Source organism: Planotetraspora kaengkrachanensis, assembly GCF_016862895.1.
Taxonomy (GTDB): domain Bacteria; phylum Actinomycetota; class Actinomycetes; order Streptosporangiales; family Streptosporangiaceae; genus Planotetraspora; species Planotetraspora kaengkrachanensis.
This window is the reverse complement of the sequence record NZ_BONV01000035.1, coordinates 65,054-89,159: the sequence shown is the minus strand read 5'-3', so window position 1 is coordinate 89,159 and position 24,106 is coordinate 65,054. Positions and strand designations below refer to the sequence as shown.

Genomic DNA, 24,106 nt, shown 5'->3' with positions numbered 1-24,106 from the left:
CTCCCGCCGCACCCCGGAGACGATGCCACGTGGTCGACCGCCTCTCCTTCCTGTCCGAGGAGATCCCGCGAGACACCGGCGTCCCACTGCGGGCCCGGGTCCACAGTCGCATCCTCGACGCCATCCGCTCCGGAGTGCTGCCGCCCGGGTCCATGATCCCGACGGAGACGGAACTCGGACAGCTCATGGGGGTCAGCCGCACTGTCGTGCGGGAGGCCCTGATGCTCCTGGACGAGGATGGTTTCCTCTTCTCCCGCCGTGGCGTCGGACGCTTCGTGGCCGACACCCTCCCGCCGATGGGGCTCGAACGCATCAGGCCGCTCGAGGAACTCCTGAGCACGCCGGCATCTCCGGTCGTGCTCAGCCGCAGCGAGGTGACGCTCCAGCATCAGTCCGCCACCTTCGTCACCGAGGGACTAGGACTGCCGGCGAACGCCGCGACTTGGTTCTTCGAGACCGTCCTGTCCCGCGACGGCGAGGCGGTCGCGCTCAGTCAGGAGCACTTCCCTGCCGCTGGGGCGATCGACGCCGGCACCAGCGACGCGATCGCCGCCATGCGGACGGCCGACAGCGGCAGCCTGCTGTCGATCCTCCTGGACAGGTACGGGCCGCGGATCGGCCCCGGAGCCGTCCGGATCATGCCGGGCGTTCCCGGTGAGTCACGTGCGGCGCTCCTCGGAACCCCCGCGAGCGAGCCCGTCCTGATCATGACGCAGACGGCCGCACTGAGCGGCGCCCCGTGCTACCTCGCCAAGCACCTGGTCCTCAGCCGGGCAGGCCACCTGTCCATCCTGCAGACCGGGTAGCGGCGCCCTTCCCAGCCCCTCCCCCGGCCCCGCTCACGGCCCGAGCGCCGGGCCGCGACCGTCATCCACCCCGCTGCAAGGATCACCATGCCGTACACCGTCGTCCTGCGCCGTCCCTACGTCGGCCGTCTCCTGGGCGGCTCCCTGATCGGGCGCCTCCCCGCGGCGATGGCCGCCCTGGCCATCGCGCTGACACTCCGTCAGGCAGGCGCCGATTACGCGACCGTGGGTCTGGTCACCGGAACCTTCGCCGTGGCGCAGGCGATCGCGGGGCCGCTCCTGGGACGCTGCGTCGACCGGCTCGGGCAACCGAAGGTCCTCACCGCGTCGGCGATCGTCGCCTCAGGCGGATACGCGGTGCTGGCGCTGGCACCGCACAGCACGGCGCTCGCCTTCCTCGGCGCCGTCATCGCCGGAGCCGCCACCCCTCCCCTCGAGCCGTGCCTGCGCGCCCTGTGGCCACAACTGGTGGAGCCCCGCGAACTGGAATCCGCCTACTCCTTGGACGCCGGCGCCCAGGAACTGCTCTTCATCGCCGGACCTCTGGCGGTTACCGGCATCGCGGCGGCGGGGTCACCCCAGGCGGCCCTGTGGGTGTCGGCGGCTCTCGGCCTCGTCGGCGCCCTCGTGATGAGCACCTCGGAGCCTTCACGATCATGGGCACCGGCCGTGCGGACACCGCACTGGCTAGGCGCTCTGCACAGCCCCGCCCTGCTGCTGCTCATCCTCGGCCTGGCCGGAGCGGGATTGGCCGTGGGGTCGTTCAACGTCTTCAGCGTGGCCTATGCCGACTCCCACCACATTCCGGGCGGAGCCGGGACCCTGCTGGCGCTGAACGCCACGGGGGCCCTCATCGGCGCGATCTGCTACGGGACCTACGGCGCACGCCACTGGCCGGCCACACCCGCGCGGAAGGCGGCGCTGCTGGCGTTCGGCATGGCGGCCTCCTACTGGCTGGTGGCCCTCGTGCCCGGGCCGGCCGGCATGGCGGTGGTCGCCGTCGTCACCGGGGTCTTCTTCGCGCCATTGCTCTCCGTCTCCTTCGGCATGGTGGGCGACCTCGCCCCTGAGGGAACCGTCACGGAGGCGTTCTCCTGGTTGGTGACGCTGGTGGGCGCCGGCATCGCCGGCGGCTCGGCCGCCGGTGGATCGCTGCTGCTCCACGGCGGGCCGTCTGTCGCCGCGGTGATGGGGGCGTGTGGAGTCACCGCGGGCGCGGCGCTTATGCTCGCCGGTCGGCGGATGTTCGTCACCTCTCCCGCACAGGCCTGACACCGGCTCCCGACCAGCCCGGACAGGGCGGCCCGCCTGCCGACCATCACGAGCCGGACAACGCGTGGCGATGGGGCGACTGGGAGCACTCGGCTCGGGCGTCCACATCGTCTGAGCTTGCCGTTGACGTGGCATATATGTCGCGTAATCTATTTGCGACCGCGACGCGACGACTTCGATCAAGAAGGTGCCGGTGCCCCATCGCATGAGACCCACCGAAGAACTCCGGTACCTCATCCTGGCCGCCCAGCGAGAGGGGAATCGGCTGCTCCTCCAAGCCCTGCGACCGTTGGGCATCACCCCTTCACAGGCCGAAGTGATCCGTATCCTGCAGGACCACCAGCCGCTCGCCCTCAACAGCCTCGGCGACCTGCTGGTCTGCGAGAGCGGGAACAGTCCCAGCAGGCTGGTCGACCGGCTCACGTCCGCGGGCTTGGTCGACCGCCAGATATCGGCTTTCGATCGCCGCCACGTCGAATTGACCCTCACAGAGGAGGGGCGGCGGCTCGCCGGGCAGATCACCGCGATCGAAGAGGACCTCTACCGGTCCATCGACGCCGCTGTCGAGGGGCGCGACACCGATCAGATCACCGGCTTTCTCCGAGCATTCGTCGCCGACCTGCCGGCCGGTCGGGCCCTGGCCCGCCGCATCGCCTCTTGAGAAGCCGGCTGAGCGAGTGACAGTCGCGAAGTGGATTTGGCGCCGCCGGCGTCTTTGACTTCCTGCAGCGCCTCCGCGCCCGAGTCATCATGACTGAGTTGCGGACCGGCGCCAGTCGGCTGCGGCAGGCGGCGGCCCCCGTCGCCCCGGCTCAGCGGGCGATCTCCATCGAACGAACATCAGGGCAGCGTGAGAACGATCTTGCCGGTGGTGTGGCCGGTCTGGAGGAGATCGTGGGCCTTGGCGACGGCGTCCAGTGGGAAGACGGCGGCGATCTCAGGGAGCAGTCGGCCCGCCTCGGCGAGTGCCGCGAGTTCGCGCAGTCCCGCCTGGTCCGACTCGACGACCATGAATGTGGCGCGCCTTCCGACAGCCCGCGCTTCGTCTGCCAGATAAGCCTCGCCGGGAGAGGCGAGGGACACCACGATGCCGCCCTCGCGAAGAGTACGAAGCGAGCGCGGGCCGTACGAGCCGCCGATGGTGTCGATCACCACGTCCAGGTCGCTCAGCACCTCGGCGAAGTCCACCTCCATGTAATCGATCAGCTCGTCCGCGCCGAGCCGGCGTAGAAACTCGTGCTTGGCGGCGCGAGCCGTGCCGATGACGTACGCCCCGCGTGCCTGGGCGATCTGGACCGCGATGTGGCCGACGCCGCCTGCCGCGGCGTGGACGAGCACGCGCTGCCCCGGTCTCACATCGGCGATTTCGGCGAGTGCCTGCCAGGCGGTCAGGCCGGCCAGCGGAAGCGCTCCTGCCTCCTCATGGGTGAGAGAGGCGGGCTTGCGCACGAGATGCCGCGCCGGGGAGACCACGTACTCGGCATGCGTCCCGGCCGGGAGCGGGTGGCGTGGCAGGCCCATGACCTCGTCGCCCGGCGCGAAGAGTGTGACGCCCGCGCCGGCGGCCTCGACCACGCCGGACACGTCCCAGCCCAGCCGGACGACCCGCCCCGCCAGCCCGCCGCTCATCCTGTGCCAGACGTCCGTCGGGTTGACCGCAGCCGCGCGCACGCGGACCAGCACTTCCGCCGGGCCCGGCTCGGGCCGGTCCACATTGGTGATCTTCAGCACCTCGGGCCCGCCGAAGTCGTCTTGGACCACTGCGCGCATGACCTGTCTCCCTGTCTGGAGCCGTCCCGGCCGGACCGCCGGGTCCGCTCAGGCTGCCATCCGAGAGGAAACCTCGGCGAGTGGCTAGATCGCCAATATGTGGAAGGATCTGGCCATGCATCGCGTCGCAGTCCTGGCCCTGGACGGCGTGTACCCGTTCGAGCTGACGATCCCGCAGCGGATCTTCGGCACCGCGACAGGAGCCGAAGGAAAGCCGCTCTATGAGGTGGTGACCTGCGGCGTCACCGCTGGACCCGTCCGGACCAGCGCCGACTTCAGCATCAACGTGGATTACGGCATCGACGTCGTCGCCACGGCCGGCACCGTGGTCATCCCGCCGTTCGTATGCGACCCGGAGGACACACAGGACTGGCTACCCGAACCTGTCGCCGCCGCGCTGGCCCGGATCCGCCCCGGGACGCGAGTGATGTCCATCTGCACGGCGTCCTACGTGCTCGCCGCCGCGGGTCTGCTCGACGGCCGTCCCGCCACCTCGCACTGGAACGTCGCCGAGCATTTCCAGCGGATGTTCCCGCAGGTCGATGTGGATGCCAACGTGCTGTTCGTGGACGACGGAGACGTCCTTACAGCCGCCGGTGTGGCGGCGGGGATCGACCTGTGCCTCCATCTTGTGCGCCGCGACCACGGAGCCGAGATCGCCAACCAGGTTGCGCGGCGCTGTGTCGTACCGCCGTGGAGGGAGGGTGGCCAGGCGCAGTTCATCGAACGACCCGTCCCGGAGCCGACGGCCTCATCCACGTCCGCGACCCGCGCGTGGGCCCTCGAGCGCCTCCACCGGCCTATCTCCCTGTCGGAGATGGCCGGGCGCGCCCAGATGAGTGTCCGTACCTTCTCCCGCCGCTTCCGGGAGGAGGTCGGCGTGACGCCGGGTCAGTGGCTCATCCGACAGCGCGTCGAACACGCCCGCCGCCTGCTGGAGACCACCGACCTCCCAGTGGACGGAGTCGCTGTGGAGGCGGGTTTCGGAACAGGCGCTTCGCTGCGGCAGCACATGACCGCAGCCTTGGGCGTATCGCCCACCGCGTATCGCCACACCTTCCACGCGGCGATCCCCGCCGCCCGACCAGACCTCGGGCCTCGCGCAGGAGATGATCACAGTGCCGGACCGGGCCGGGGTGCTTCAGTCGGAAGAGCTCGTTGCTGAGGCGCGCCCGGGCCTGGCACGAGCGCCCGTCCGGCCGGTTGTCGTGAGCGTCAGCCTCACGTGCCGTCGGTCTTCGCCCGTGAGTGCGGCGATGGTGGCGTGTCACGAAGCAGGCCGACGGCATGTGTCCGCGCTGTTCCCTCTTGATCGGCCGGCCGGGACGGGAGACGGCCGAAGCCGCGTCACCGTACGAATCCGTTCCCCGCGTCAGGAGACTCGAGGATGTCCTTCAGAACCTGCAGATTCCGGGCGACGGCACCGGTCATGCCACGGGCCAGCAGGCCGCTCGGCATGCTCAGTACCCTCGCCTCGAGTTCCATCTCGTTGACCAGGTCGGTCGCGGTGGCGGACCTCTCGAGATCGTAGATCGCGCGCCCCTGGAAGGACCCGAAGCCGCCTTCGATCACGAGGCGGCGGTCGCGCTCGTACTCAATGATCTCGAGCCGTTCCCACATGGGCCTGGGCAGGGTGCGGAACTGCTCGAACACGGTGCCGAGACGAACCGGTCCCGGCGTGACCGGTTGAGTTCTGCGAATCGCATGGTTCCACGCGGGCAGGTTGCGCAGATCGGCTAGATAGTCGAACACCACGCTGACCGGACGCTCGATGCGTAACGTGTTGCGGAACCTGACGTTCCTTTTCGTCCGTGAGGATCCGAACAAGCCTGTGATCATCGTTCACTCCTTTGGTGAAATGCCGGACAGGTGAGCCCGGGCGGATCGGATAACGCCGGTCTCATGCGCTCGGGACGTGGTCGAGCGTCTCGGCGAGGCGGTCGGCCGCTCCAGGGTCGTGGGCGGCCAGGACCGTCAGGCCGGGCATCGAGCCACGCAGGGCGTTCACCTTGCCGACCGCGTCGCGCATCTGCCTTTTGTCGCCCACTCCGGGCAGTCGGCCCATGGCCAGGAGATCTGCGTCGTAGGTGAGGTCGCCGACCAGCATCAGGGGGGCGTGGCCTGGGCGGCGGATCAGCATGGACAGCGAGCCGGGTGTGTGCCCAGGAGTGGGCAGGAGCACGATGCTTCCGTCGCCGAACAGGTCGTGGCCGTTGTCGAAAGGTGCCAGGGCCGGATCCGCGAGCGGCTCGGGTGTGATCGTTTTCCAGTTGAGCCCTGGCAGGTCGATGTGTGACGGCATCAGGCCGCGGGCCTCCGGCAGCGGCTTGTGCAGGGACTGCCACTCGTCCTGGCTGATGACGATGTCGGCATGGCCGAGCAGCGGCAATCCACCGATGTGGTCCTGGTGCAGGTGTGAGATCACCGCGGTGTCCACGTCGTGGATGGCGTACCCCAACCGGGACAGGCCGGCCGTGAGTGTCTGGTCGGGTTCGACGACGAATTTGGCGAGACGTGAGTAGATCAGCCCGTTGATTCCGCCGGGGAAGTAGTCCGGGTCGGTCACCGAGGCGCGGTCCTGCCCGGTGTCGAACAGCACCACGCCATCTCGGTGCTCGATCACATAGACGTTGATCGGCCGGGGAGCGGTCCACCGCGTCGAGGTGAACAGCCAGAAGTAGACGTTCTTCCACGTCGGCCCGACATGCTCAGGCCTGATGGCCACCGAGCCGGTGCTGATGACGGATACACGCGCGATCGGATCGGTCGAGGGGGTCATTTCGCAGCCTTTCCCAGATTGCATGTCGTGTCATTAAATTACACGACATGCACAGGTGGAACAACAAGGGCTACCTGTGGGTCCATCGAGGATTCATTCCGGGCTGTGCTCGTGATGCCGCAGTCGGAATCGAGGTCGTCCCGACACGCACCGAGCTGGGCCTCGGCCAGAACCGAGAGGCTGAAGTTGAGCCAGCCCATCCGGCTCGCCCCGCCGATCAGGGCGACGCCGTAGAGCGGCGGAATCCCAACCGACGCGCTGAGCAGGGTCACGGGAACTCCCCACCGGCGATCGCTCATCGAGTCCAGCCGTCGCCTGCTGACTTCGCGATTCCACTGGGCGAAGCGGGCCCACCGGGTGTCCAGGTTGACCGGCTTCGGCTCTTTGGTCTTGCGGGCCGCGAACCCAGGCCGGTATCGGACGGCGAGGAACATGGCCAGTTTGCCGATCGTGGGGGCGGCCTCGGCGCTCGTTTCCGTGATGCGCAGGCCAAGCCGCAGCAGGGTGCCGTTCGGGGCCGCGCTGAGCGTCAGGTTGCAGTGGCCGGTGAACGAGACCGCCCCCGCCGTATCCAGCACCGAAAGGTCGAACACGAGGAGCTCAAGTTCCTTTGGACCTGTCCTTCGGAGCAATACCGCCCTTCGGCATCGCGGTACTCGAGAACCGCGCCCGCCCGCCTGCGGCTCGAGAGCGCAGTCGGTGACCGCCATCGGCGGCGGGGCCACCAGGACGCCAGGGTCCGAGTCCGACCCAATGCCGCCAGACGACGTCCTGGGCGCGGCCGGCACGCGCTCGAACGAAAAGGTGCGCCCGTCCAATGCGTACGTTGGACTGTCCTGCGGGTCAAAGGAACCGGCAATTGTGCTGACGCTCTGGATCATCGACGGACAACAGTTTTTTGAGAATTTAATGAAAAGTACATCGGACTGACGCGGCAGGTCGGACGCAATGCGGGCGAGTCGAAGTAGACCTAACCATTCTCTTCCAAAGAGAGGGTCACAGGGCTGTATTGTTCCTCCCCGAGAGAAAGGGTGCGCTCCTCGATGAATTGGCAAAACAGCGTAAGTAAACTTCCACCTGTGGCTGCCGTCCTGCTGCTCACCGTGGCCCTGACCACCGGTTGCAACAGCCAGGCGGCGCCCCCCGGCGCCTCCGGTTCGTCCCAGTCCAGCGGTCTCGAGTCGGCAACCGAGACGGATACCGTCTCGGCCGCGGGGGCCGCAATGTCCACGCCGTCCACGCCTGCCAAGCCGTCCACGTCGGCCAAGCCGTCGACGTCGGCCAAGCCGTCCACCCCGGCCAAGCCGTCGGCACCGTCCTCGCCGACACCGTCGCGCAGCGCGGCGGCCAGCACCGTTCGCGGCGGCTGGGTGCCGGTGAACCAGGCCGCATGGAAGCAGGCCCTGGACGTCTACCGCAAGGTCGCACCCAAGAAGGTCCCCGCGGGAATCGTGCGAGTCCCCGAGTTCCACACCGACTGCTCGGTGTCCTCCCAGGCGGCGGACGACCCGATCGTGCTGCCCGGTCTGCCTGGCGCCTCCCACATGCACACTTTCTTCGGTCCGAAAGTGAATGCCACCACCACGCCGGCCAAGCTGCTCGCGAGCCCCACGACCTGCAACGCGCCCGGGGACCACAGCGCCTACTGGGTTCCGCAACTGCTGCGTGACGGCAAGCCGGTCCCAATGAAGAACTTCCGCGTGTACTACGGCTCCCGGCTCAAGGACCCGTCGACGGTCGTGCCGTTCCCCCCGGGTCTGGTCATGGTGACCGGTGACGCCAAGCGACAGGTGGCGACGCCGAAGGGCGCCTCCGGCCAGTTCTGGTGCGCCGGCAGCGCGGAGACCGGACGCAGCGCCGACGGCAACTGGCCGGTCTGCGCGAAGGGCGGCAATCTGATTCGTCAGGTGACGTTCGAGGACTGCTGGGACGGCAAGCACATCGACTCGCCCGACCACAAGTCGCACATGGGGCCGGCCACCAACGGCAAGTGCTCCGGCAAGTACCCGGTCGCGGTCCCCAACATCTCGCTCATGGTCGGCTACAACTCCCTCGGCGGTAACGGCCTGAAGCTGTCGTCGGGCATGGCGTCCTCGATGCACGGGGACTTCATGAACGCATGGAAGCCGGAGAAGCTCGGCGCGCTGGTGAAGATCTGCATCAACGCGGACGCCAAGTGCGGCACCACCCCCGGCTGGAACAGCTGACCGATCCCCACGTCGCACGACCGTGCCGGTGATTCCGCGATTCGCAGGGTCACCGGCACGGTGGACGCAACCATGTTCATTAACGGCATGCGCCGTGCTGCGCGCCAGGTTGGTCCAGTCGCATGGCGCCGACGTGACGCCGCCAGTCTGCTATTCGGCCTCCTGGCAGGTACCCGGACGGGACTTCCACCGGCAGGCGACGAGCTTACGGACACAAAGATCCGCCGCAATGTCACGTCGTCAGCGCCGTCCGCCGGGCGCACGAAAGATCGCGGCTGGCATATTTCCGCAAGGGAATGATGTCGCGTTCCCAGGGAGCCTTTGTGGATCGTTCCCCATGTCGTGTGGTTCGTTCGTTGCCAATCGCATTCGGCTCGATTTTTCTGTGATTCGGCGAGTCTCCACAGCGTCTCCATAGAGAAAGGACTCTCTGCACGGAGAGCGTTCTCGTCATGGCCTCACGGTCTGAGACCGAGCAGATCCGGTGCACGGGTGCCGGGCCGGCCGTCCATGCCGCACGATCTCCTCCGGCGGGACGCACCTGCTGACCGGTCTGTTCGATCCGGCCGGAGACGTCGTCCAGAACGGCCTGTCCACAACCCTCTCCCACCAAGGACCTCATCCCTCATGAGTGAGACTGTCCCGCGCGCCGTCGCATCCGGTGGCAAAGCACGTCGAGCCGGCCGTGTCATGGCCGTCGGCGCGCTCGCCGCATTGCTGGGCGCCGGCTTGGTGTCCGTGACCGGCACGGCCACCGCATCTGGGCCTCGCTTCTTCCGAGATCCGAGCGCCCCTGGCGAGAGGAGCTGACATGCGAGCGGGCACGATCGGTGCGCCGATCCTCGCAGCGGTCACGGTGTTGCTCGTCACGCGGTGCGTCGCCGCCGGGCCGGCCGCCCATTCGAGCCATCTGGCAGCGCAGGCGCAGGCCGTACAGCCGATTCCGGGCGGCGCGCCGGCACCAGCGGTCACCTCGTCGGACTCCTTCAACGCGACCGACGTCGCATGGTTGCAACTGATGATCCCGATGACCGAGCAGGCCGTGCGGCTCTTCGATCTGGCCCTGGACAAGACCTCCAACCCGGAGATCGTGTCGTTGTCCAAGACCCTCGGCGCCGCGCATCGCGCCGAGCTGGGGCGCCTGCACCGCCTGCTCGACCGGTCAGGCACGCCGTACGTGAACGTGCACGAGGGACACAACATGCCGGGCATGGTGACGGCGGCCGATCTCGAAGTGATCAACGCGGCCGACGGCGCGGCGTTCGACCGGCTCTTCGCCCAGCACGCGCGCGACTTCCTCAGGCAGTCCGTGCTGGTGGCGCGGGGAGAGCAGGACGCGGGGGCCGACGCGGACACCAGGGCGTTCGCCGCGACGATGGCCGAGGCTCACGCGGGTGAGCTCACCGGGCTCGAAGGCGTCGGGCAGTGAGGAACGCCGCGGCCGTGCGACCCGTTCACGACGGCAAAGCCGTTCCCACCGCGCCCAGGCGGCGCAGGATGCCTGAACGGGCAGCGGCGCCGCACGCGCATCCGCTGGTCGTGCTCATCCTGATCGCCGGAGGCGCCATCGCCGCGACCTCCGGATGCTGGTCGGGGATGGGCTCGGTGAACGGGCTGGACGGCTGGCTCGCCTGGGCGGGCCGGCTCACCGGCCTGCTCGCCGGATATGCCTGCGCGATTCTCGTGACGCTGGTGTCGCGGACGCCGCTGCTGGACCGGGGGATCGGCTCTGACCGCCTGGCCCGCTGGCACGCGGTGATCGCCCGGCACACGATCGTGCTCTCGCTCGCGCACATGGTTTTCGCGACCGCTGCCCGCGTCGACGGCTCCGGAGCGGGCCTGCTGGGCAACTCCGTGGGACTGATCGTGGACGGGCCCGAGTTGCCGGAGGCGACGGTCGGTCTGGCGCTCCTCGTCGGCGTCGGGATCGTCTCGGTCCGGAAGGTGCGGCGCCGGCTGCCCTACGAGCTCTGGCATTACCTGCATTTCGTCACCTATGCCGGGATCTTTCTGGCATACGGGCACCAGTTGCTCGGGCCGGACTTTCTCGGCGACCAACTGGCCACAGCCCTGTGGCTGGCTCTTTACGTGTCTGCCACCATCCTGCTGATCTGGTATCGCTTCCTCACGCCCGTGCGCCGGGGTCTGCGTCACCGTCTCACGGTGGCCGAGATCCGCAGGGAGTCGCCCGGCGTGGTGTCGGCCTACCTGATCGGCGAGCACCTGCGCGAGCTAGGCGCCGAGCCCGGGCAGTTCTTCCGCTGGCGATTCCTGACTCGGGGCTTGTGGTGGACCGCGAATCCCTACTCGTTATCCGCTCCGCCCAACCCCCGCTTCCTGCGGATCACCGTAAAGGCGGTCGGTCACCACAGCCGCGCGCTCGCCGGTCTGCGGCCCGGTGTCCGGGTGTGGGCCGAGGGTCCGTACGGCGCGCTGACCGCGGCTCGCCGGCGGCGTCCCCAGGTGCTGCTGGTGGGCGGTGGCGTGGGCATCAGCCCGCTGCGCGCGCTTTTCGAGACCTTGCCGGGCCAGGTGACGCTGGTCTACCTGGCTCGCCGGGACGAGGACCTGGTCCTGCGCAACGAGCTGGACGCCATCGCGGCAGCGCGGGGCGCCAAGGTCCTTTACACCGTCGACGAGACACCCGGATCACGGCGCGGCCGTGCCGTACCGCTGACCGGACGGTCACTGAGGGCCCTCATTCCCAGCCTGGCCATGCACGACGTGTACCTGTGCGGTCCCGCCGGGATGACGACCGCGGCCCGGCATGCCCTACGTCGCGCCGGTGTGCCTGATCGCCGCATTCATTTGGAGCAGTTCGACTTCTGATCGACCCTGCGGGCGCCTATTGATCATCCGTCCGGATCAAGCCGCATGTCGACGCTCCCTGAGGACGCCACCGAGTCGATCATGCGGGGTGGAGGACCCGGAGTGCTGGAGCGTTACCAGCGGACGCACACCTACGCTGGTCAGTGGTTGCCGTCCTGGTAGAGGCCGGCTTGAGCGACGTTCGTTCGCGCGGCCCGAGCTGCTGGCGGCCGGGACCGGCTCCCAGGCCTGAAGCCTTGAACCGGGGAGGAAACGGGCGGGCCGCCATCCGGTTACTGTTGCTCCGCATGACTCACACCGAGATCGAGATCAGCGCGGAGCTCGTGCGGGATCTGCTGCGCGACCAGCACCCCGACCTGGCCGATCGCCCGTTGCGGCTCGGCGCGCGTGGCTGGGACAACCAGCTCTGGCGGCTCGGTGACGACCTCGCCGTCCGATTGCCCTGGGCGACGCAGTCTGCGGACGCGCTGCTGCGTAAAGAGCACACCTGGCTGCCCGTCCTCGCCCCGCGCCTTCCTCTGCCGGTTCCGGTCCCGCAGCGGCTCGGCGAGCCCTCCGCTCTGTTTCCACGACCCTGGATCGTCACCACGTGGGTGCCGGGGGAGCCTGCCGACCGCGCCCCCGTCACGCGCGCTGCGGAGGCGGCCGACGTCCTGGCCGCCTTCCTGACGGCTTTGCACCAGCCCGCCCCCGATCAGGCGCCCGCCGGCCGGGACCGCGGAGGGCCGCTGGCCGACTACTCCGAGGGGTTCGTCAAGGGGCTCGCCTCGGCCACCGAGATGGGGTTGATCCCCGACCCGGACGCCGTCCGCGCGGTCTGGGACGACGCCGTCGCCGCGCCCGACTGGGCCGGCCCGGCGCTATGGCTCCACGGCGACCTGCATCCGGCCAACGTCCTCACCGCGGACGGCACCATCTGCGGCGTGATCGACTTCGGCGACCTCTTCGCGGGCGATCCGGCCGGCGACCTCGCCGCCGCCTGGAGCCTGCTGCCGGACGGCGCCGCCGACCGCTTTCATGACGCCTACCAGCCGGCCCCGGACGCCGCGACCCTGCGCCGCGCCCGCGGATGGGCGGTACGCCGCGCCCTCGGCGGCATCCATATCGGAGAAGCCGGCGTCCGCGGCCGCCCAGGCGGCAAGGCCACGTGGGGCCCACCCGCCCAGGCGGCACTGCGGCGCCTCATTGCAACGGCCCATCGCTGATCGATCGGCTCTGCACACGCTCGAATACCTCGGCGCCGTACGTGAGCGGCAAGGCAGGGATCGCTGTTTCAGGATCGCGTTCGAACGCTGCACCGACCTCCCGCCGCCGATGCGGCGGAAGCACCCTGAGTGAAGATGACATCTGAAGCGGCCATAGTGTCGTGCCATGAGCGACTTCGAGATGGGCGCCGATGGGCCGGGGGTGATCGTCGTCGGGGTCGACGGCTCGGATACCTCGCTCCGCGCGGTCGCCTACGCTTGGGGGCTCGCCCGTCGCCAGGGCTTTAGGTTGATCTTCGTGTTGGTCGTCGGCACGAGCACGATGACGCCGTTCCTGCCCGACGCGACCGTGTTGGCCATCGAGGCCGGCGAGGGCGTGCTCGCCGACCTACGCGAGCGGATAGAGAAGGCCGGGTCCGCCTATCAGCCGGTCACGTACAGCTTCAGGTCCGAACGCGGTGACCCCGCATCCGCCCTGATCAGGGTGAGCAACGAGGTCAAAGCCGACACAGTGGTCGTGGGCGCGTCAACTCAGGCCGCCCACCGCCTCATCGGCTCGGTGGCGATCCGCCTCGTCCGCGCCGGCCGGTGGCCCGTCACCGTCGTGCCCTGACGCGACCCCGCCGTGCGTGCTGTGACTTCCGGACTCGGCACAGGGACGGGCGACACTCAGCGTTCAGGCCGGTTCGGTGTCGACGTTCGCCGATCGGAGGGGGATCCGCAGGACGAAGTGAGCGCCCCTGTCGCTGTCTTCGATCGTCAGCGTGCCGCTGTGACTTTCCGCGATCTGTCTGGCGATCGGAAGGCCGAGGCCGGTGCCGCCGGAATCCTTCCTCCTCCCGGCCTCCAACCGTACGAAACGCTCGAAGACCGTCTCACGATCGCCAGGGGCTATCCCCTCGCCGTCATCGATGACCTCGAGCACCGCCGTGCCCGCGTCTGACCCCGTATCGCCGCCCTGACGGGACACCCGGACGGTGACCTTGGAACTCGCATGCCGTTCGGCGTTGGCGACCAGATTGTTGACCAGCCGCGCGAGCCGTCCCCGATCGCCTTTCACCACCGCTCCCGGGGCGGCCTCACAAATGACCTGTTTGCCGGACCGGCGAGCGCATTCGGCGGTGGCGAGCTCCGCCAGGTCGACCCACTGGCAGGTCGTGGGCGCCCCGGCGTCCAGCTTCGCCAGCATGAGAAGGTCGGACACGATCGCCTGCAACCTGTCCAGATCGGCGAGCAGGGTCGAACCCAGCTTGACCACGTCAACCTCGTCCGGGGCGAGCAGCACATCCTCGATCTCTGTTCGCATCGCGGTGATCGGGTTGCGCAGGTCATGAGAGACGTCGAAGGTGAACTGACGCTCCCGCTCCATCATGGCCTGCAGCTGATCCAGCGTCCTGTTCACCGTCGTCGCCAGATCATGGGCCTCCCGGTAGGAGCGTGACGGCACCGGGACCCGTTCGCTCAACCGTGTGGGTCGCAGGTGACCCAGCTCGGCCCGGATGAGTCTCACCGGCTCGATGTATCCGACGATGATCCGATAGCTGGCGAAGACGATGAGGCCGACGATGATCACCGTGCCGGCGACCAGTAGCAACGCCAGGAGGGGATCGACGTAGAAGGGGACTGCCGGTGCGGCGCCGTAGACGGTCCACGTGTTGCCGCTGTCGGTGGCTATGACGGCGACGACCAGGGCGCACTCCCCTGCCGGGATGGCCCTGCCGCAGATGACCTCGGTCCGCTCGCTCTCGGTGTTGGCGGGCAGGAAGCTCGCGATGGGCGGCCGTCCGCGCAAGTCCACGGTGGAGGCGATGACCCTCCGCTGTGAATCGAGCACCTGGACGTAGGGAATCACCTGATCGGAGATCGGATTTCGTAATTCTCCCCGGGGGATGAGAGAAGCGACCTCGGTCGCCATCCCGGTCACGGTGGCCGTGCGCGACTCAGTCGCCAGGCGATGGACGATGAACATGACCATCCCGGACATGAGCGTGCTGAGCAATGCCACCGCTACGCCGAGAAACAGCATCAGGCGAGCTCTCTCCGTATACCGCCGAATGCTCACTGACCTGGGCCCCCTTTCCCGTGACCAGTCCAGCACGTGGCGTATGTCCCCTCTGCGCAGGGGGTGGCCTTGACCAGGCCTTAACCGTAGGCGGGGCCCTTTGCCGGCACTCCCCGGGCTATGTGTTCCACTGGCCAGAGGGGCCGTTTTGGATGAGCACGCGATACCAATTGCCCATTACGACCCGCATCACGCTGTTCGCCGGCGTAGTGGCGGGCCTGCTCTGCTCCCTGCTCGCCATAGTCCTCATGATCGCCATCAACCGTTTCGCCGTCGCGGACGCCACTGAGGAGATCACCTCGGCCGGTGGCCGCGTGGCCGTGGAAATGGAGCGGGGCCGGTTGGGCTACCCCCTTGCAGAACGTCCGGGACGCAACATCCAGGTCGTCGACCCACAGGGTCGGGTGGTCGCTTCGACCTCGAAGCTGCAGGGCAAGCCGGCCATGGCGACATTCACTCCCGACGGAAAGAACAGCGCCACCTCCGTCGTGTGCGGCGGAGTCTTCCCACCTGGCGATTGCGACATCGTCGTCGCGCAATGGGCCCACCGCGCCGGCGAGAGATGGCTCGTCTACAGTTCCTCCCCCTCGATCCCTCCGTGGGTCGACCCGCGGCTCGCCGGGGCGGTGGGAGGGAGCGCGCTGGCACTCGCCGCGGCCATCACCTACCTCGGCCGGCGCAACGCCCGGGCATCCCTCAGGCCGGTGAAGGCCATCCGAGCCGAACTCGAGGAGATCAACGCGGCCGCTCCGCACCGCCGGGTGCCGGTGCCGGCCGCCGATGACGAGATTCACGACATGGCCGAAAGTGTCAACCGCACCCTGAGCCGGCTGGACACCACCCTGCGACACCTGCGTCAGTTCCTCTCCAACGCCTCCCACGACCTGCGCAGCCCGGTGGCCGCCATGCGAGCCGAGTTGGAGGACGCCCTGCACGCACCCGAGGAGACCAGTGTGGCCACGGTGGTGCGCAGCGTTCTCGTCAGCGTGGACCGGCTGCAGGCGATCGTGCAGGATCTGCTGACCCTCGAACGCCTGGACGCCGGGGTGCCGGGCGCACGCGACCTGATCGACCTGGCAGAACTCGTCGCCGAGTGCCGGATCCGCCGCGATCGGGCGAAAAGGATCGAGTACTCACTCGGACCCGGCGCCGTGGTGATCGGCGACCGGTCACAGCTGGCTCGCGTGGTCACCAACCTTCTCGACAATGCCGAAAGGCACGCCGAAACCATGGTCGCCGTCACGGTGCGGCACGAGCCGGGAGGCCAGTGCGGCGATCAACGCACGCCGTACGGCGCCGCGGTGCTGGAGGTCGTCGACGACGGGCCCGGCATCGATCCAGACAACCGCGAGCTGGTGTTCCAGCGGTTCACCCGGCTCGACAGCGACCGATCCCGCGGCGCCGGAGGAACGGGACTGGGCCTGGCGATCGCGCGCCAGATCGCCGAGGCCGCAGGGGGGACCCTGCGGATCGAGGACAGCTCCCGCGGCGCACACTTCGTCCTTCGCCTTCCGTGTGCGCCATCGGCGAGCGGCCCTACCGATCCCGCTCCCCCCGGCTAGTGCGGTGACCACCGCGTGAACCCTTGATCAATTGAGCGGGTTCAGGGCACGCGAGCGCTGCTGGATGCCTGGTGCGCCGTACGGATACACCGACGCGATCGGCGAACTGGCCTCGGCGAGCAGGTCCGTCTCCTTCTCGGACAGGTGCAACCCGGCGGCGCCGAGGTTGTCGTCGAGTTGTTCGAGCGTGCGTGCGCCGAGGATCACCGACGTGACCGCAGGCCGGTCGGCCACCCAGGCGAGCGCCACCTGTGACATGGACACGCCCCGCGCCTCGGCGACCTGGCGCACCGTGTCGATGACCTGCCAGGTGCGCTCCTGCGCGTTGCGCGGGGCATAGGCCTCCATGCCACGCTGAGGGTCCTCGCCGAGCCGAGTCGCCCCGGTCGGCACATGGTCACGTGCGTACTTCCCGGTCAACCAGCCACCGGCCAACGGCGACCACGGCAGGATCCCGATGTTCTCGTTACGGCACACGTCGACCAGCTCGAACTCGATGTCACGCACCAACAGGTTGTACTGGGGCTGCAGCGTCACGATCGGCGCGAGCCCACGGAACTGCGTCAGCAGCGCCGCCTTCTGCAACTGCCAGCCGAGGAAGTTGCTGACGCCCGCATAGCGGATCTTGCCGGCACGCACCGCGTCGTCGAAGAAGCCGAGCGTCTCCTCGATCGGGGTCAGGGGATCCCAGGCGTGGGCCTGGTAGAGGTCGACGGCCTCGACCCCGAGCCGCCGCAGACTCGCTTCCAACGCCCGAGACAGGTTGGTGCGGGTCAGGCCCGCGTCATTCGGCCCGCCCCCCATCGGAAAACGGCCCTTCGTCGCGATGACGAGCTGATCCCGTACGCCCGGCCGGGCCGCCAGCCAGCGACCAATGATCTCCTCGGACAATCCGCGGGAGTACACATTGGCGGTGTCGATGAAGTTGCCCCCGCGCTCGACGAACCGGTCGAGCTGAGCATGCGACACCTCCTCGCTGCTCTCATTGCCGAAAGTCATCGTGCCCAGGCACAGCGAGGACACCACTGTGCCGGTGCCTCCCAAGGTGCGGTACTCCATCGTTCTGCCTCTCACTACGAGATCCATATCGGCGTTCTGCGCGACCGGATTGAGTTGTCCAACAGAAGAAACCGATCCACTCCGTCGTCAGCAACGATGATGCCTGGTCGACATGAGCACGCCCTGCGGGGGGCAGCGCAATTCGACGGCACGGCCGTCGACGAGGTTCTTCAGCGCAGGGACGCCGTCCGGGCCGACACGTTGGCGGTCAGGCGCCGCAGGCTGGCCCGCGTCCTCTCGAACTCCTCCGGTTCGCCAGGTGGATCGTCACCGATGGGGCGGCCAAGGGGCTGGACACGGCGCGGATCGCGATCGCCGGCGATTCGGTCGGCGGCAACATGACCGCCGCCGTGACCCTGATGGCCAAGGAGCGCGGCGACGTGGCCTTCGTCCAGCAGGTGCTGTTCTACCCGGTCACCGACGCGTCGTTCGACACCGACTCCTACCACCAGTTCGCGGAAGGGTACTTCCTGCGCCGGGACGGCATGCAGTGGTTCTGGGACCAGTACACGACGGACCCGGCGCAACGCGCCGAGATCACCGCCTCGCCCCTGCGCGCCACCGTCGAGCAGCTGAAGGGGCTTCCCCCGGCGCTCGTCATCACCGGCGAGGCCGACGTGTTGCGCGACGAGGGCGAGGCGTACGCCAACAAGCTGCGGCAGGCCGGGGTGCCGGTGACCGCCGTACGTTTCCAGGGGATCATCCACGACTTCGTGATGCTCGACGCGCTGCGGGAGACCCACGCCGCCGAGGCCGCCATCACCCTGGCCCTCGGCACCCTGCGCAGAACGCTTGCGTGAACGTGCCCGCGATGGCAGGTACCGCACCGACGCGGTCCCGTGGTGAGTGGTCAGTCAGGCAGAATCTCGACGTACCCGTCGCCTCCGTGTACGCGGATCCGCTGCCCATCGGGAATCAGCCGGGTGGCGTCCACCACACTGACGACAGCCGGCAGGCCGTACTCCCGTGCGATCACCGCGCCGTGTGTCATCAATCCTCCGACCTCCGTCACCAGGCCCGCGACGGCGACGAAGAGGGGCGTCCAGCTCGGGTCCGTGTGGGCCGTGACGAGGATGTCACCCGGTTCGAGATCAGCCTGGGCCATGTCCAGGATGACGCGGGCGCGCCCTTCGACGGTCCCGGCGGAGACCGGGAGGCCGATCAGGGCGCCGGTCGGCACGTCGTCGCGTCGGTACGCCCCGGCGATGGCCTCGCCGTCCGATGTCAGCACCCGGGGCGGCGTGAGCGCGTGGTACGACCGGAACGCGTCCTTGCGCTGCCGGATCAGCTCGTCATCCACCCGGTTCGAGCGCACGACGTCGTGGAACTCCTGGAATGTGAGGTAGAAGACGTCCTCCTTCTCGGGGAGCACGTCGGCCTGCACGAGGCGCTCGGCCTCTTCCAGCAAGGCCTGCTTGTAGACGAAGTAGCGGCTGACGATGCCGTACTTCGGGTACTCCCGGTAGCCGATGAAGGTCCGGACCCGGTCGATCATCCGCTTGGTCTCGTCGGCCTTCTGCTCCCCGTCCGGCAGTGCCCGCAGGCGTTCGAGCACCTGCTGCGCCTTCTTCTGCGCCTCCTGCCGCCCTTGCTCGAAGCGCCGCTTGGCGGCGCCCGGCTCGAAGTTCCTGACGTTGTCGAGGATCACGGGCACGAGCGTGGTGGGGCGTTCACTCCAACGCGGCCTCGTGATGTCGATCTCGCCGACGCAACGCATGCCGTACCGGTCGAGGTAGGCCTCGATGGCGTCGCGCGCTTCGGTCCCGCCCGCGAACTTCGGCAGCTCGTCCAGGAAGCCGTCGTCCTCGACGCCCTGCAGGAACGCCACCACTTCGGGATGCGGGCGGATCGCGTCGGCGACGTCGAGCAGTGCCAGTCCCATCTCCGACGTGACGTTGCCGGGGGCGGACAGCGTGAGGGTGTCGGCCGCGTTCTTCTCGCCCAGCCATTCCTGCAGCCGGTCGTTGAGCCACCAGGTGGCCTCCATCCCCGCCATGATCGCCTGCATGTTCAATGGATCACCGAGGACCCTCTTGTGCTCCTGGAATGCCTCCAGCAGGAAGTCGAACAGCGCCGGTCCGGTCTTCGTCCGGATGTCGCGGCGCAGGGCGGCGATGGAGGCCTGGCTGCGCTCGACCAGCTCGGTGACGATGGCCGGATCGGTCTCGATCGGGGCGGACGCGCCGCCGGCGGGCGGCCCGCCGGGGCCGGCCTCAGGGAGCGTCGGGACGAAGTCGTGGCGGTCGAGGACGGTCTCCAGCGCGTCCCTGGTCAGCGGATCGGATCTCCCCACCATCTCCAGGAAGCCGGCGCGGCTCGCGGGCGAGGCCAGGCGCCGGGTGGCGTCGACGAACAGCCTCCCGCCGGCCTCGAGCATCGGCGCCATGGCCGTCAGCCGCCACATGGAGAGCCCCAGCGGCTTCATGGGGTCGGTCATCATCTGCTGATGACCAACGGAGAGGTAGATGTGGTCATCCCGGTCGCCCGCCGCGGGGATGGGGAACAGCGTGGTGATCGGCCGGCTCTGCACGATCTGGAAGTCATCGTCGACCAGGCACCATTCGATGTCCTGCGGGCGGCCGAAATGCGCCTCGATCCGCCGTCCGAGCTGCACGAGCCGCACGACCTGCGCGTCCGTCAGCGCCGGCTGCTCCTGTCGCCGCGGGTCGATCGCCACTTCCTGCGTCCCGCCCGCCGGCAGGGCGTGAACGGCACGCTGTTTGGCGGCGACCGCCGCTGCGACGACCTCGCCGTCGCGCACCTTGAAGACGTCCGGGTTCACCAGGCCGGAAACCAGGGCCTCGCCGAGGCCGAAGCCGGCGTCCACGGTGGCGACCTTCCGGTTGCCCGTGACGGGGTCGGCCGTGAACAGGATGCCGGCCGCATCCGGGAAGACCATCTGCTGCACGACCACGGCCATGTGGACCGTACGGTGGTCGATGCCGTTGCGCAGGCGGTAGGTCACGGCCCGCTCGGTGAACAGCGACGCCCAGCACCGGCTGACGTGCTGGAGGACCGCCGCCGGCCCCACGACGTTCAGGTACGTGTCCTGCTGGCCCGCGAAGGAGGCCGTCGGCATGTCCTCTGCCGTCGCGCTGGATCGCACGGCGTAGGCGGCTTGCTCGCCGAACCGGGCGAGCGCGCGGGTGATCGCCGCCGCCGGATCGCCCGGGATGGCGATCCCTTCGATGCTCAGGCGGATCTCCGCGCTGAGCGTGCGGATCGCCTCCCGGTCATCCGGGTTCAGGCGCGACAGCTGATCGAGCCGATCGCCGATCGACGGCGCTTCCGCCATGATCCGCCGGAAGGCGGCCGTCGTCACGCAGAACCCAGCCGGCACGCGGATGCCCTCGATCCGTGACAGCCCGCCCAGGTGCGCGGCCTTGCCGCCGACGACCGCGACCTGCGTCTCGTCGATCTCTTGAAGATCCAACACGTACTGCTCGATCATTGGGATTCCGCGTCCCCCGTACATCGACGACACACCCACGTCGTGCCCCCCATTTCGTCGTCGGTGCTGTGCCCGGCCGTCGATTCTGCGGCAAGACCCGGGTCTTGCCGCAAGCCCCCCTGTGCGCTATACGTTGGAAGTGGCAAGGAGATCTCACTCCTTGCCCTTTTGTCGTCCGCCGCGGACTGATCAGAACAGCGTGTATCCGCCGTCGATGACCATCACCGCGCCGGTCATGAAGCTGGACGCCGGGCCGGCCAGGAAGACCACCGCCGGACCGAGTTCCTCGGGCAGTCCGTACCGCTTCATCGCGGCCGGCTCGACACACCACTCGCGGTACTCCGGCTGGTCCACCGGGGACGCCTCGGTGAGGATGTAACCGGGAGCCAGCGCGTTCACCCGCACTCCGCGTGGCCCCCATTCGGCGGCCAACGCCTTGGTCAGCTGGTGTACCGCCGCCTTGGAGGCCAAGTACGCCGGCTGCCATCGAGGCCGGTTGACGATCATGGCGGACATCGAGCCGACGTTGATGATGCTCCCGCCGCCCCGTGCGACCATCTGCGCGCCGACGGCCTTGTTGCAGTACCAGAGCCCGTCCAGGTTGGTGGCCAGCACCTCCCGCCAGACTTCGTCCGGGGTGTCCAGAGCCGGTCGGCCGATGCTGATGCCGGCATTGTTGACCAGCACGTCGATCGGGCCCAGTTGCCCAGTGACCGATTCCACCATCCGGTCGACCTGAGCCGGATCGGTCACCTCGAGGCTGACGGGCAGCGCCGTGATGCCGGCGTGGCGAAGTTCCTCCGCCGCTCGTTCGGCAGGAGGGAGGGTACGCGCGGTCACCGCGACCGCGGCGCCCGCCTCGCCCAGTGCCTGGGCGAGTGCCCGTCCGATGCCGCGGCTGGCACCGGTGACCACGGCGACCTTGCCGCGCAGAGAGAACGAGTCCAAGACGGTCATGATGTGTTCCTGTCGGTCTGATGGCGTACGGCCCAGCGCAGCGTCATCGCTGAACGAGTCGTCCCACGGGGCATTGGCCGGGAGCGGCGGAAAGGTGCTGCGGGATGCAGTCCTCGTCGCACATATAGCGCAGGCCGGATTCGAGGCCGCACCCAAGCAGGTCAAGACGACGCATACAGGGCACTGTTGCTGAGTCACCGTCCTTTCGGCGACCCGGCCCGGCCGTCCCCAGCCGATCTCGCCGGCTCCCCCGCGGCATGTTCAAGCTGGTCTGTCGTCAGACTCACAGGGTGCTATGCGGTAGTTAGTCGCTTTTCAGCATGATTGTGCCAATAGTGTTATCTGAGTGGTTAGGGAAGCAGAGATCCAGGGCAGCGCAGGACGAATGCTCGTCGCAACCCGCTCGGCCCCCTCGCCCTCATCGTCCAAAAGCACGCGGCAGTCCTGGCTCGACACCTTGCGCGGATTCGCCGCGCTGATCGTCGTCTTCGAGCACTCGCTCGACGCCCTGCTGCCCGAGATCCGACGATGGGTCAGCCCGTGGTTCGACTTCGGACAGTACGGCGTGCTGGTTTTCTTCCTGGTCAGCGGTTATGTCGTGCCGGTTTCGCTAGAACGCCGAGGCAGTGTCCGCGGGTTCTGGATCACTCGCTTCTTTCGTCTCTACCCCCTGTGGGGGCTGGCAGCGGTGGTCGGCACCGTGTTCGGCACCGCCGGGGTCTATTCCGCCCTGCCCGCTCAGGCTGCCAGGCAGCCGGTGACCTTCACCCTGGCACACATGACGATGCTGCAGGACCTGCTCCAGGTGCCCAGCGTCGTCAACGTCTTCTGGACCCTCTCGTACGAGATGGCGTTCTACCTGCTCGTGACCGCGATGTTCGTGTTCGGCGTCCACCGGGCCAGCACCCGCGCCTCGCTGACGTTCGCGGTGTGCGCGCTCATAGCCGGCGCCCTCGTACCGGCGGGCTGGCTGTCCCACAACATGGGACAAGGCGTGGTGGAGGTCGCGGCCGTCGCGCTGGTCGGCGGGATCGCCGCCGCCCTCAGCACACACCACGACGTACGGCGGCACGGCGCCGCCCTCATCGCCGTCCTCGCCCTCATACTCCTCACCCTCAACAGCAGAGTAGGCGCGTGGCAGAGCCTGATCATCCTGGCCACCATGTTCGGCGGAACCGCCATCCACCGTATGGAACGGTCGCCCGCCGGATGGGTGAGATCGCGCTGGATGATCGGGCTGGTGCCCGTCCTCTCCGTCACCGCGGCGGTGGTACTCGGGCCGGGGTGGGGCATGTCGGAAGCCGAGCAGCACGCGTTCAAGTGGAGCTGGTCCACCGCCGTCGTCGCGGCATGGCTGACGTTCGCCGCCGGTCTTGCCCTGCGCCGTCGAAGGCTCCCGCCCCTTCTCGTGTGGCTCGGCCTGGTGAGTTACTCCATCTACCTGTTGCACCCTCTGATCCTGCAGGTCGTCAGAAGGCTGACTGTGGATCCTTCGGGGATCCCGCTGCCGGTGCGGCTGGCGTGGGAGGCAGCGCTCTTCACGACGGCGATCGGCTGTGCCGCGCTGAGCTACCACTTCATCGAGAAACCCGCCCAGCATCTCGGGCGCCGTCTCGCCCGCGCCGCCGACGAGCGGGAGCGGCACAGGTCACACCTGGAAGGCGCCTCCCGCGAGAGCCGGGCGAACGTCACTCCGGCGCGGGAAACTTCAAGCCGAGCTGGCTGTAGCACTCCAACTGGTCGTAGTAGCCGCGCTGGCTGACGATGTGGTCATGCTCCACCGTGAAGACCCAGCAGCAACGCACACTGACGCTGCGACCGGTCGCCTCGAGCACCTCGCCCTCGGCCAGCAGGAACGGCCCCGTGTGAGTACCTGTGACCGTTCCCTCGACCACCACGTTGTCGTCGCAGACCAACTTGTCCCACACCGTCACCCGTAAGTCCGGAAAGCCTTCAACGATGTGCCCGCGGAAAGCGACGATCTCGTCCCAACCTTCTGCCTGCATCTCGGGCGCCACGATGACGGCCCCTGGGACGTAACACTCCAGCAGCGCTCCCTGATCATGGGCATTGATCGCGCTCATCAACCGATCGATGACATCGGGCATCGCGGACCCCCTTCCGGAACAGAATCACGCTACCAATCT

20 protein-coding genes and 1 pseudogene are annotated in these 24,106 nt (G+C 68.4%); 12 read left to right on the top strand and 9 right to left on the bottom strand.

The genetic code is table 11. The annotated features are described in order from the left end of the window. The first annotated feature begins 29 nt into the window (after positions 1–29). The 3 genes from Pka01_RS30230 (at position 30) to Pka01_RS30220 (ending at position 2,739) form a co-directional block, all read left to right on the top strand. On the top strand, positions 30–806 hold the full coding sequence (locus tag Pka01_RS30230) for a GntR family transcriptional regulator (RefSeq protein ID WP_203886329.1): 777 nt from the start codon (positions 30–32) through the stop codon (positions 804–806). 63 nt (positions 807–869) lie between these two features. Next, positions 870–2,078, top strand: coding sequence for an MFS transporter (locus Pka01_RS30225; RefSeq protein ID WP_308442298.1), 1,209 nt, complete (start codon positions 870–872; stop codon positions 2,076–2,078). A gap of 205 nt (positions 2,079–2,283) precedes the next feature. Then, positions 2,284–2,739 (top strand): MarR family winged helix-turn-helix transcriptional regulator, encoded by a 456-nt coding sequence (locus tag Pka01_RS30220; RefSeq protein WP_203886327.1) that lies wholly within the window; start codon positions 2,284–2,286, stop codon positions 2,737–2,739. Positions 2,740–2,918: 179 nt separating this feature from the next. On the opposite strand, the gene Pka01_RS30215 is transcribed toward Pka01_RS30220, so the two are convergent. Continuing rightward, complete coding sequence (locus Pka01_RS30215; protein ID WP_203886326.1) at positions 2,919–3,848, bottom strand: NADP-dependent oxidoreductase; 930 nt, start codon at positions 3,846–3,848, stop codon at positions 2,919–2,921. Positions 3,849–3,963: 115 nt separating this feature from the next. On the opposite strand from Pka01_RS30215, the gene Pka01_RS30210 reads away from it, so the two are divergent. Then, positions 3,964–5,013: a GlxA family transcriptional regulator gene (locus Pka01_RS30210; protein ID WP_203886325.1), complete on the top strand. Its 1,050-nt coding sequence runs from the start codon at positions 3,964–3,966 to the stop codon at positions 5,011–5,013. A gap of 182 nt (positions 5,014–5,195) precedes the next feature. Here the strand turns inward: Pka01_RS30210 and Pka01_RS30205 are convergent, their stop codons facing one another. From Pka01_RS30205 to Pka01_RS30195, 3 genes are all read right to left on the bottom strand, one after another. Further along, positions 5,196–5,687 carry an SRPBCC family protein gene (locus Pka01_RS30205; protein ID WP_203886324.1) on the bottom strand — a complete coding sequence of 164 codons (492 nt, stop codon included), beginning with the start codon at positions 5,685–5,687 and terminating at the stop codon, positions 5,196–5,198. Between the two features lie 61 nt (positions 5,688–5,748). Beyond that, a complete protein-coding gene (locus Pka01_RS30200) occupies positions 5,749–6,627 on the bottom strand; it encodes an N-acyl homoserine lactonase family protein (RefSeq protein ID WP_203886323.1) in 879 nt (292 codons plus the stop codon). 38 nt (positions 6,628–6,665) lie between these two features. Continuing rightward, positions 6,666–7,220, bottom strand: coding sequence for a hypothetical protein (locus tag Pka01_RS30195; protein ID WP_203886322.1), 555 nt, complete (start codon positions 7,218–7,220; stop codon positions 6,666–6,668). A 486-nt stretch (positions 7,221–7,706) separates the two neighbouring features. On the opposite strand from Pka01_RS30195, the gene Pka01_RS30190 reads away from it, so the two are divergent. The 5 genes from Pka01_RS30190 (at position 7,707) to Pka01_RS30170 (ending at position 13,481) form a co-directional block, all read left to right on the top strand. Beyond that, positions 7,707–8,834, top strand: a complete 1,128-nt coding sequence (locus Pka01_RS30190) for a DUF1996 domain-containing protein (protein WP_203886321.1) — start codon at positions 7,707–7,709, stop codon at positions 8,832–8,834. An 811-nt stretch (positions 8,835–9,645) separates the two neighbouring features. After that, on the top strand, positions 9,646–10,263 hold the full coding sequence (locus Pka01_RS30185; RefSeq protein WP_203886320.1) for a DUF305 domain-containing protein: 618 nt from the start codon (positions 9,646–9,648) through the stop codon (positions 10,261–10,263). 68 nt (positions 10,264–10,331) lie between these two features. After that, complete coding sequence (locus Pka01_RS30180; RefSeq protein WP_203886319.1) at positions 10,332–11,663, top strand: ferredoxin reductase family protein; 1,332 nt, start codon at positions 10,332–10,334, stop codon at positions 11,661–11,663. A gap of 287 nt (positions 11,664–11,950) precedes the next feature. After that, on the top strand, positions 11,951–12,868 hold the full coding sequence (locus Pka01_RS30175; protein ID WP_203886318.1) for an aminoglycoside phosphotransferase family protein: 918 nt from the start codon (positions 11,951–11,953) through the stop codon (positions 12,866–12,868). A gap of 166 nt (positions 12,869–13,034) precedes the next feature. Next, positions 13,035–13,481 carry a universal stress protein gene (locus tag Pka01_RS30170; protein ID WP_203886317.1) on the top strand — a complete coding sequence of 149 codons (447 nt, stop codon included), beginning with the start codon at positions 13,035–13,037 and terminating at the stop codon, positions 13,479–13,481. 63 nt (positions 13,482–13,544) lie between these two features. Here Pka01_RS30170 and Pka01_RS30165 read toward each other — a convergent pair whose 3' ends face one another. Next, the gene (locus tag Pka01_RS30165) at positions 13,545–14,894 is read right to left on the bottom strand and encodes a sensor histidine kinase (RefSeq protein ID WP_203886316.1); all 1,350 of its coding nucleotides are present in this window, start codon (positions 14,892–14,894) and stop codon (positions 13,545–13,547) included. Positions 14,895–15,100: 206 nt separating this feature from the next. On the opposite strand from Pka01_RS30165, the gene Pka01_RS30160 reads away from it, so the two are divergent. Further along, the gene (locus tag Pka01_RS30160) at positions 15,101–16,492 is read left to right on the top strand and encodes a sensor histidine kinase (RefSeq protein ID WP_203886315.1); all 1,392 of its coding nucleotides are present in this window, start codon (positions 15,101–15,103) and stop codon (positions 16,490–16,492) included. A gap of 27 nt (positions 16,493–16,519) precedes the next feature. Here the strand turns inward: Pka01_RS30160 and Pka01_RS30155 are convergent, their stop codons facing one another. Then, positions 16,520–17,551 carry an aldo/keto reductase gene (locus Pka01_RS30155; RefSeq protein WP_203886314.1) on the bottom strand — a complete coding sequence of 344 codons (1,032 nt, stop codon included), beginning with the start codon at positions 17,549–17,551 and terminating at the stop codon, positions 16,520–16,522. Positions 17,552–17,805: 254 nt separating this feature from the next. Here Pka01_RS30155 and Pka01_RS30150 point away from each other — a divergent pair. Beyond that, positions 17,806–18,351: pseudogene (locus Pka01_RS30150) on the top strand (alpha/beta hydrolase); the annotation flags it as partial. Between the two features lie 50 nt (positions 18,352–18,401). Here the strand turns inward: Pka01_RS30150 and rph are convergent. Together rph and Pka01_RS30140 are read right to left on the bottom strand one after the other, a co-directional pair. Then, positions 18,402–21,002: a rifamycin-inactivating phosphotransferase gene (gene rph, locus Pka01_RS30145; RefSeq protein WP_203886313.1), complete on the bottom strand. Its 2,601-nt coding sequence runs from the start codon at positions 21,000–21,002 to the stop codon at positions 18,402–18,404. Between the two features lie 189 nt (positions 21,003–21,191). Continuing rightward, positions 21,192–21,959, bottom strand: coding sequence for an SDR family NAD(P)-dependent oxidoreductase (locus tag Pka01_RS30140; RefSeq protein WP_203886312.1), 768 nt, complete (start codon positions 21,957–21,959; stop codon positions 21,192–21,194). 346 nt (positions 21,960–22,305) lie between these two features. Here Pka01_RS30140 and Pka01_RS30135 point away from each other — a divergent pair, with 346 nt between their 5' ends. Continuing rightward, positions 22,306–23,721, top strand: coding sequence for an acyltransferase family protein (locus Pka01_RS30135; protein ID WP_203886311.1), 1,416 nt, complete (start codon positions 22,306–22,308; stop codon positions 23,719–23,721). On the opposite strand, the gene Pka01_RS30130 is transcribed toward Pka01_RS30135, so the two are convergent. Next, positions 23,648–24,067 (bottom strand): ester cyclase, encoded by a 420-nt coding sequence (locus Pka01_RS30130; RefSeq protein WP_203886310.1) that lies wholly within the window; start codon positions 24,065–24,067, stop codon positions 23,648–23,650. The two genes, Pka01_RS30135 and Pka01_RS30130, sit on opposite strands and share 74 nt — an antisense overlap. Positions 24,068–24,106: the final 39 nt, after the last annotated feature.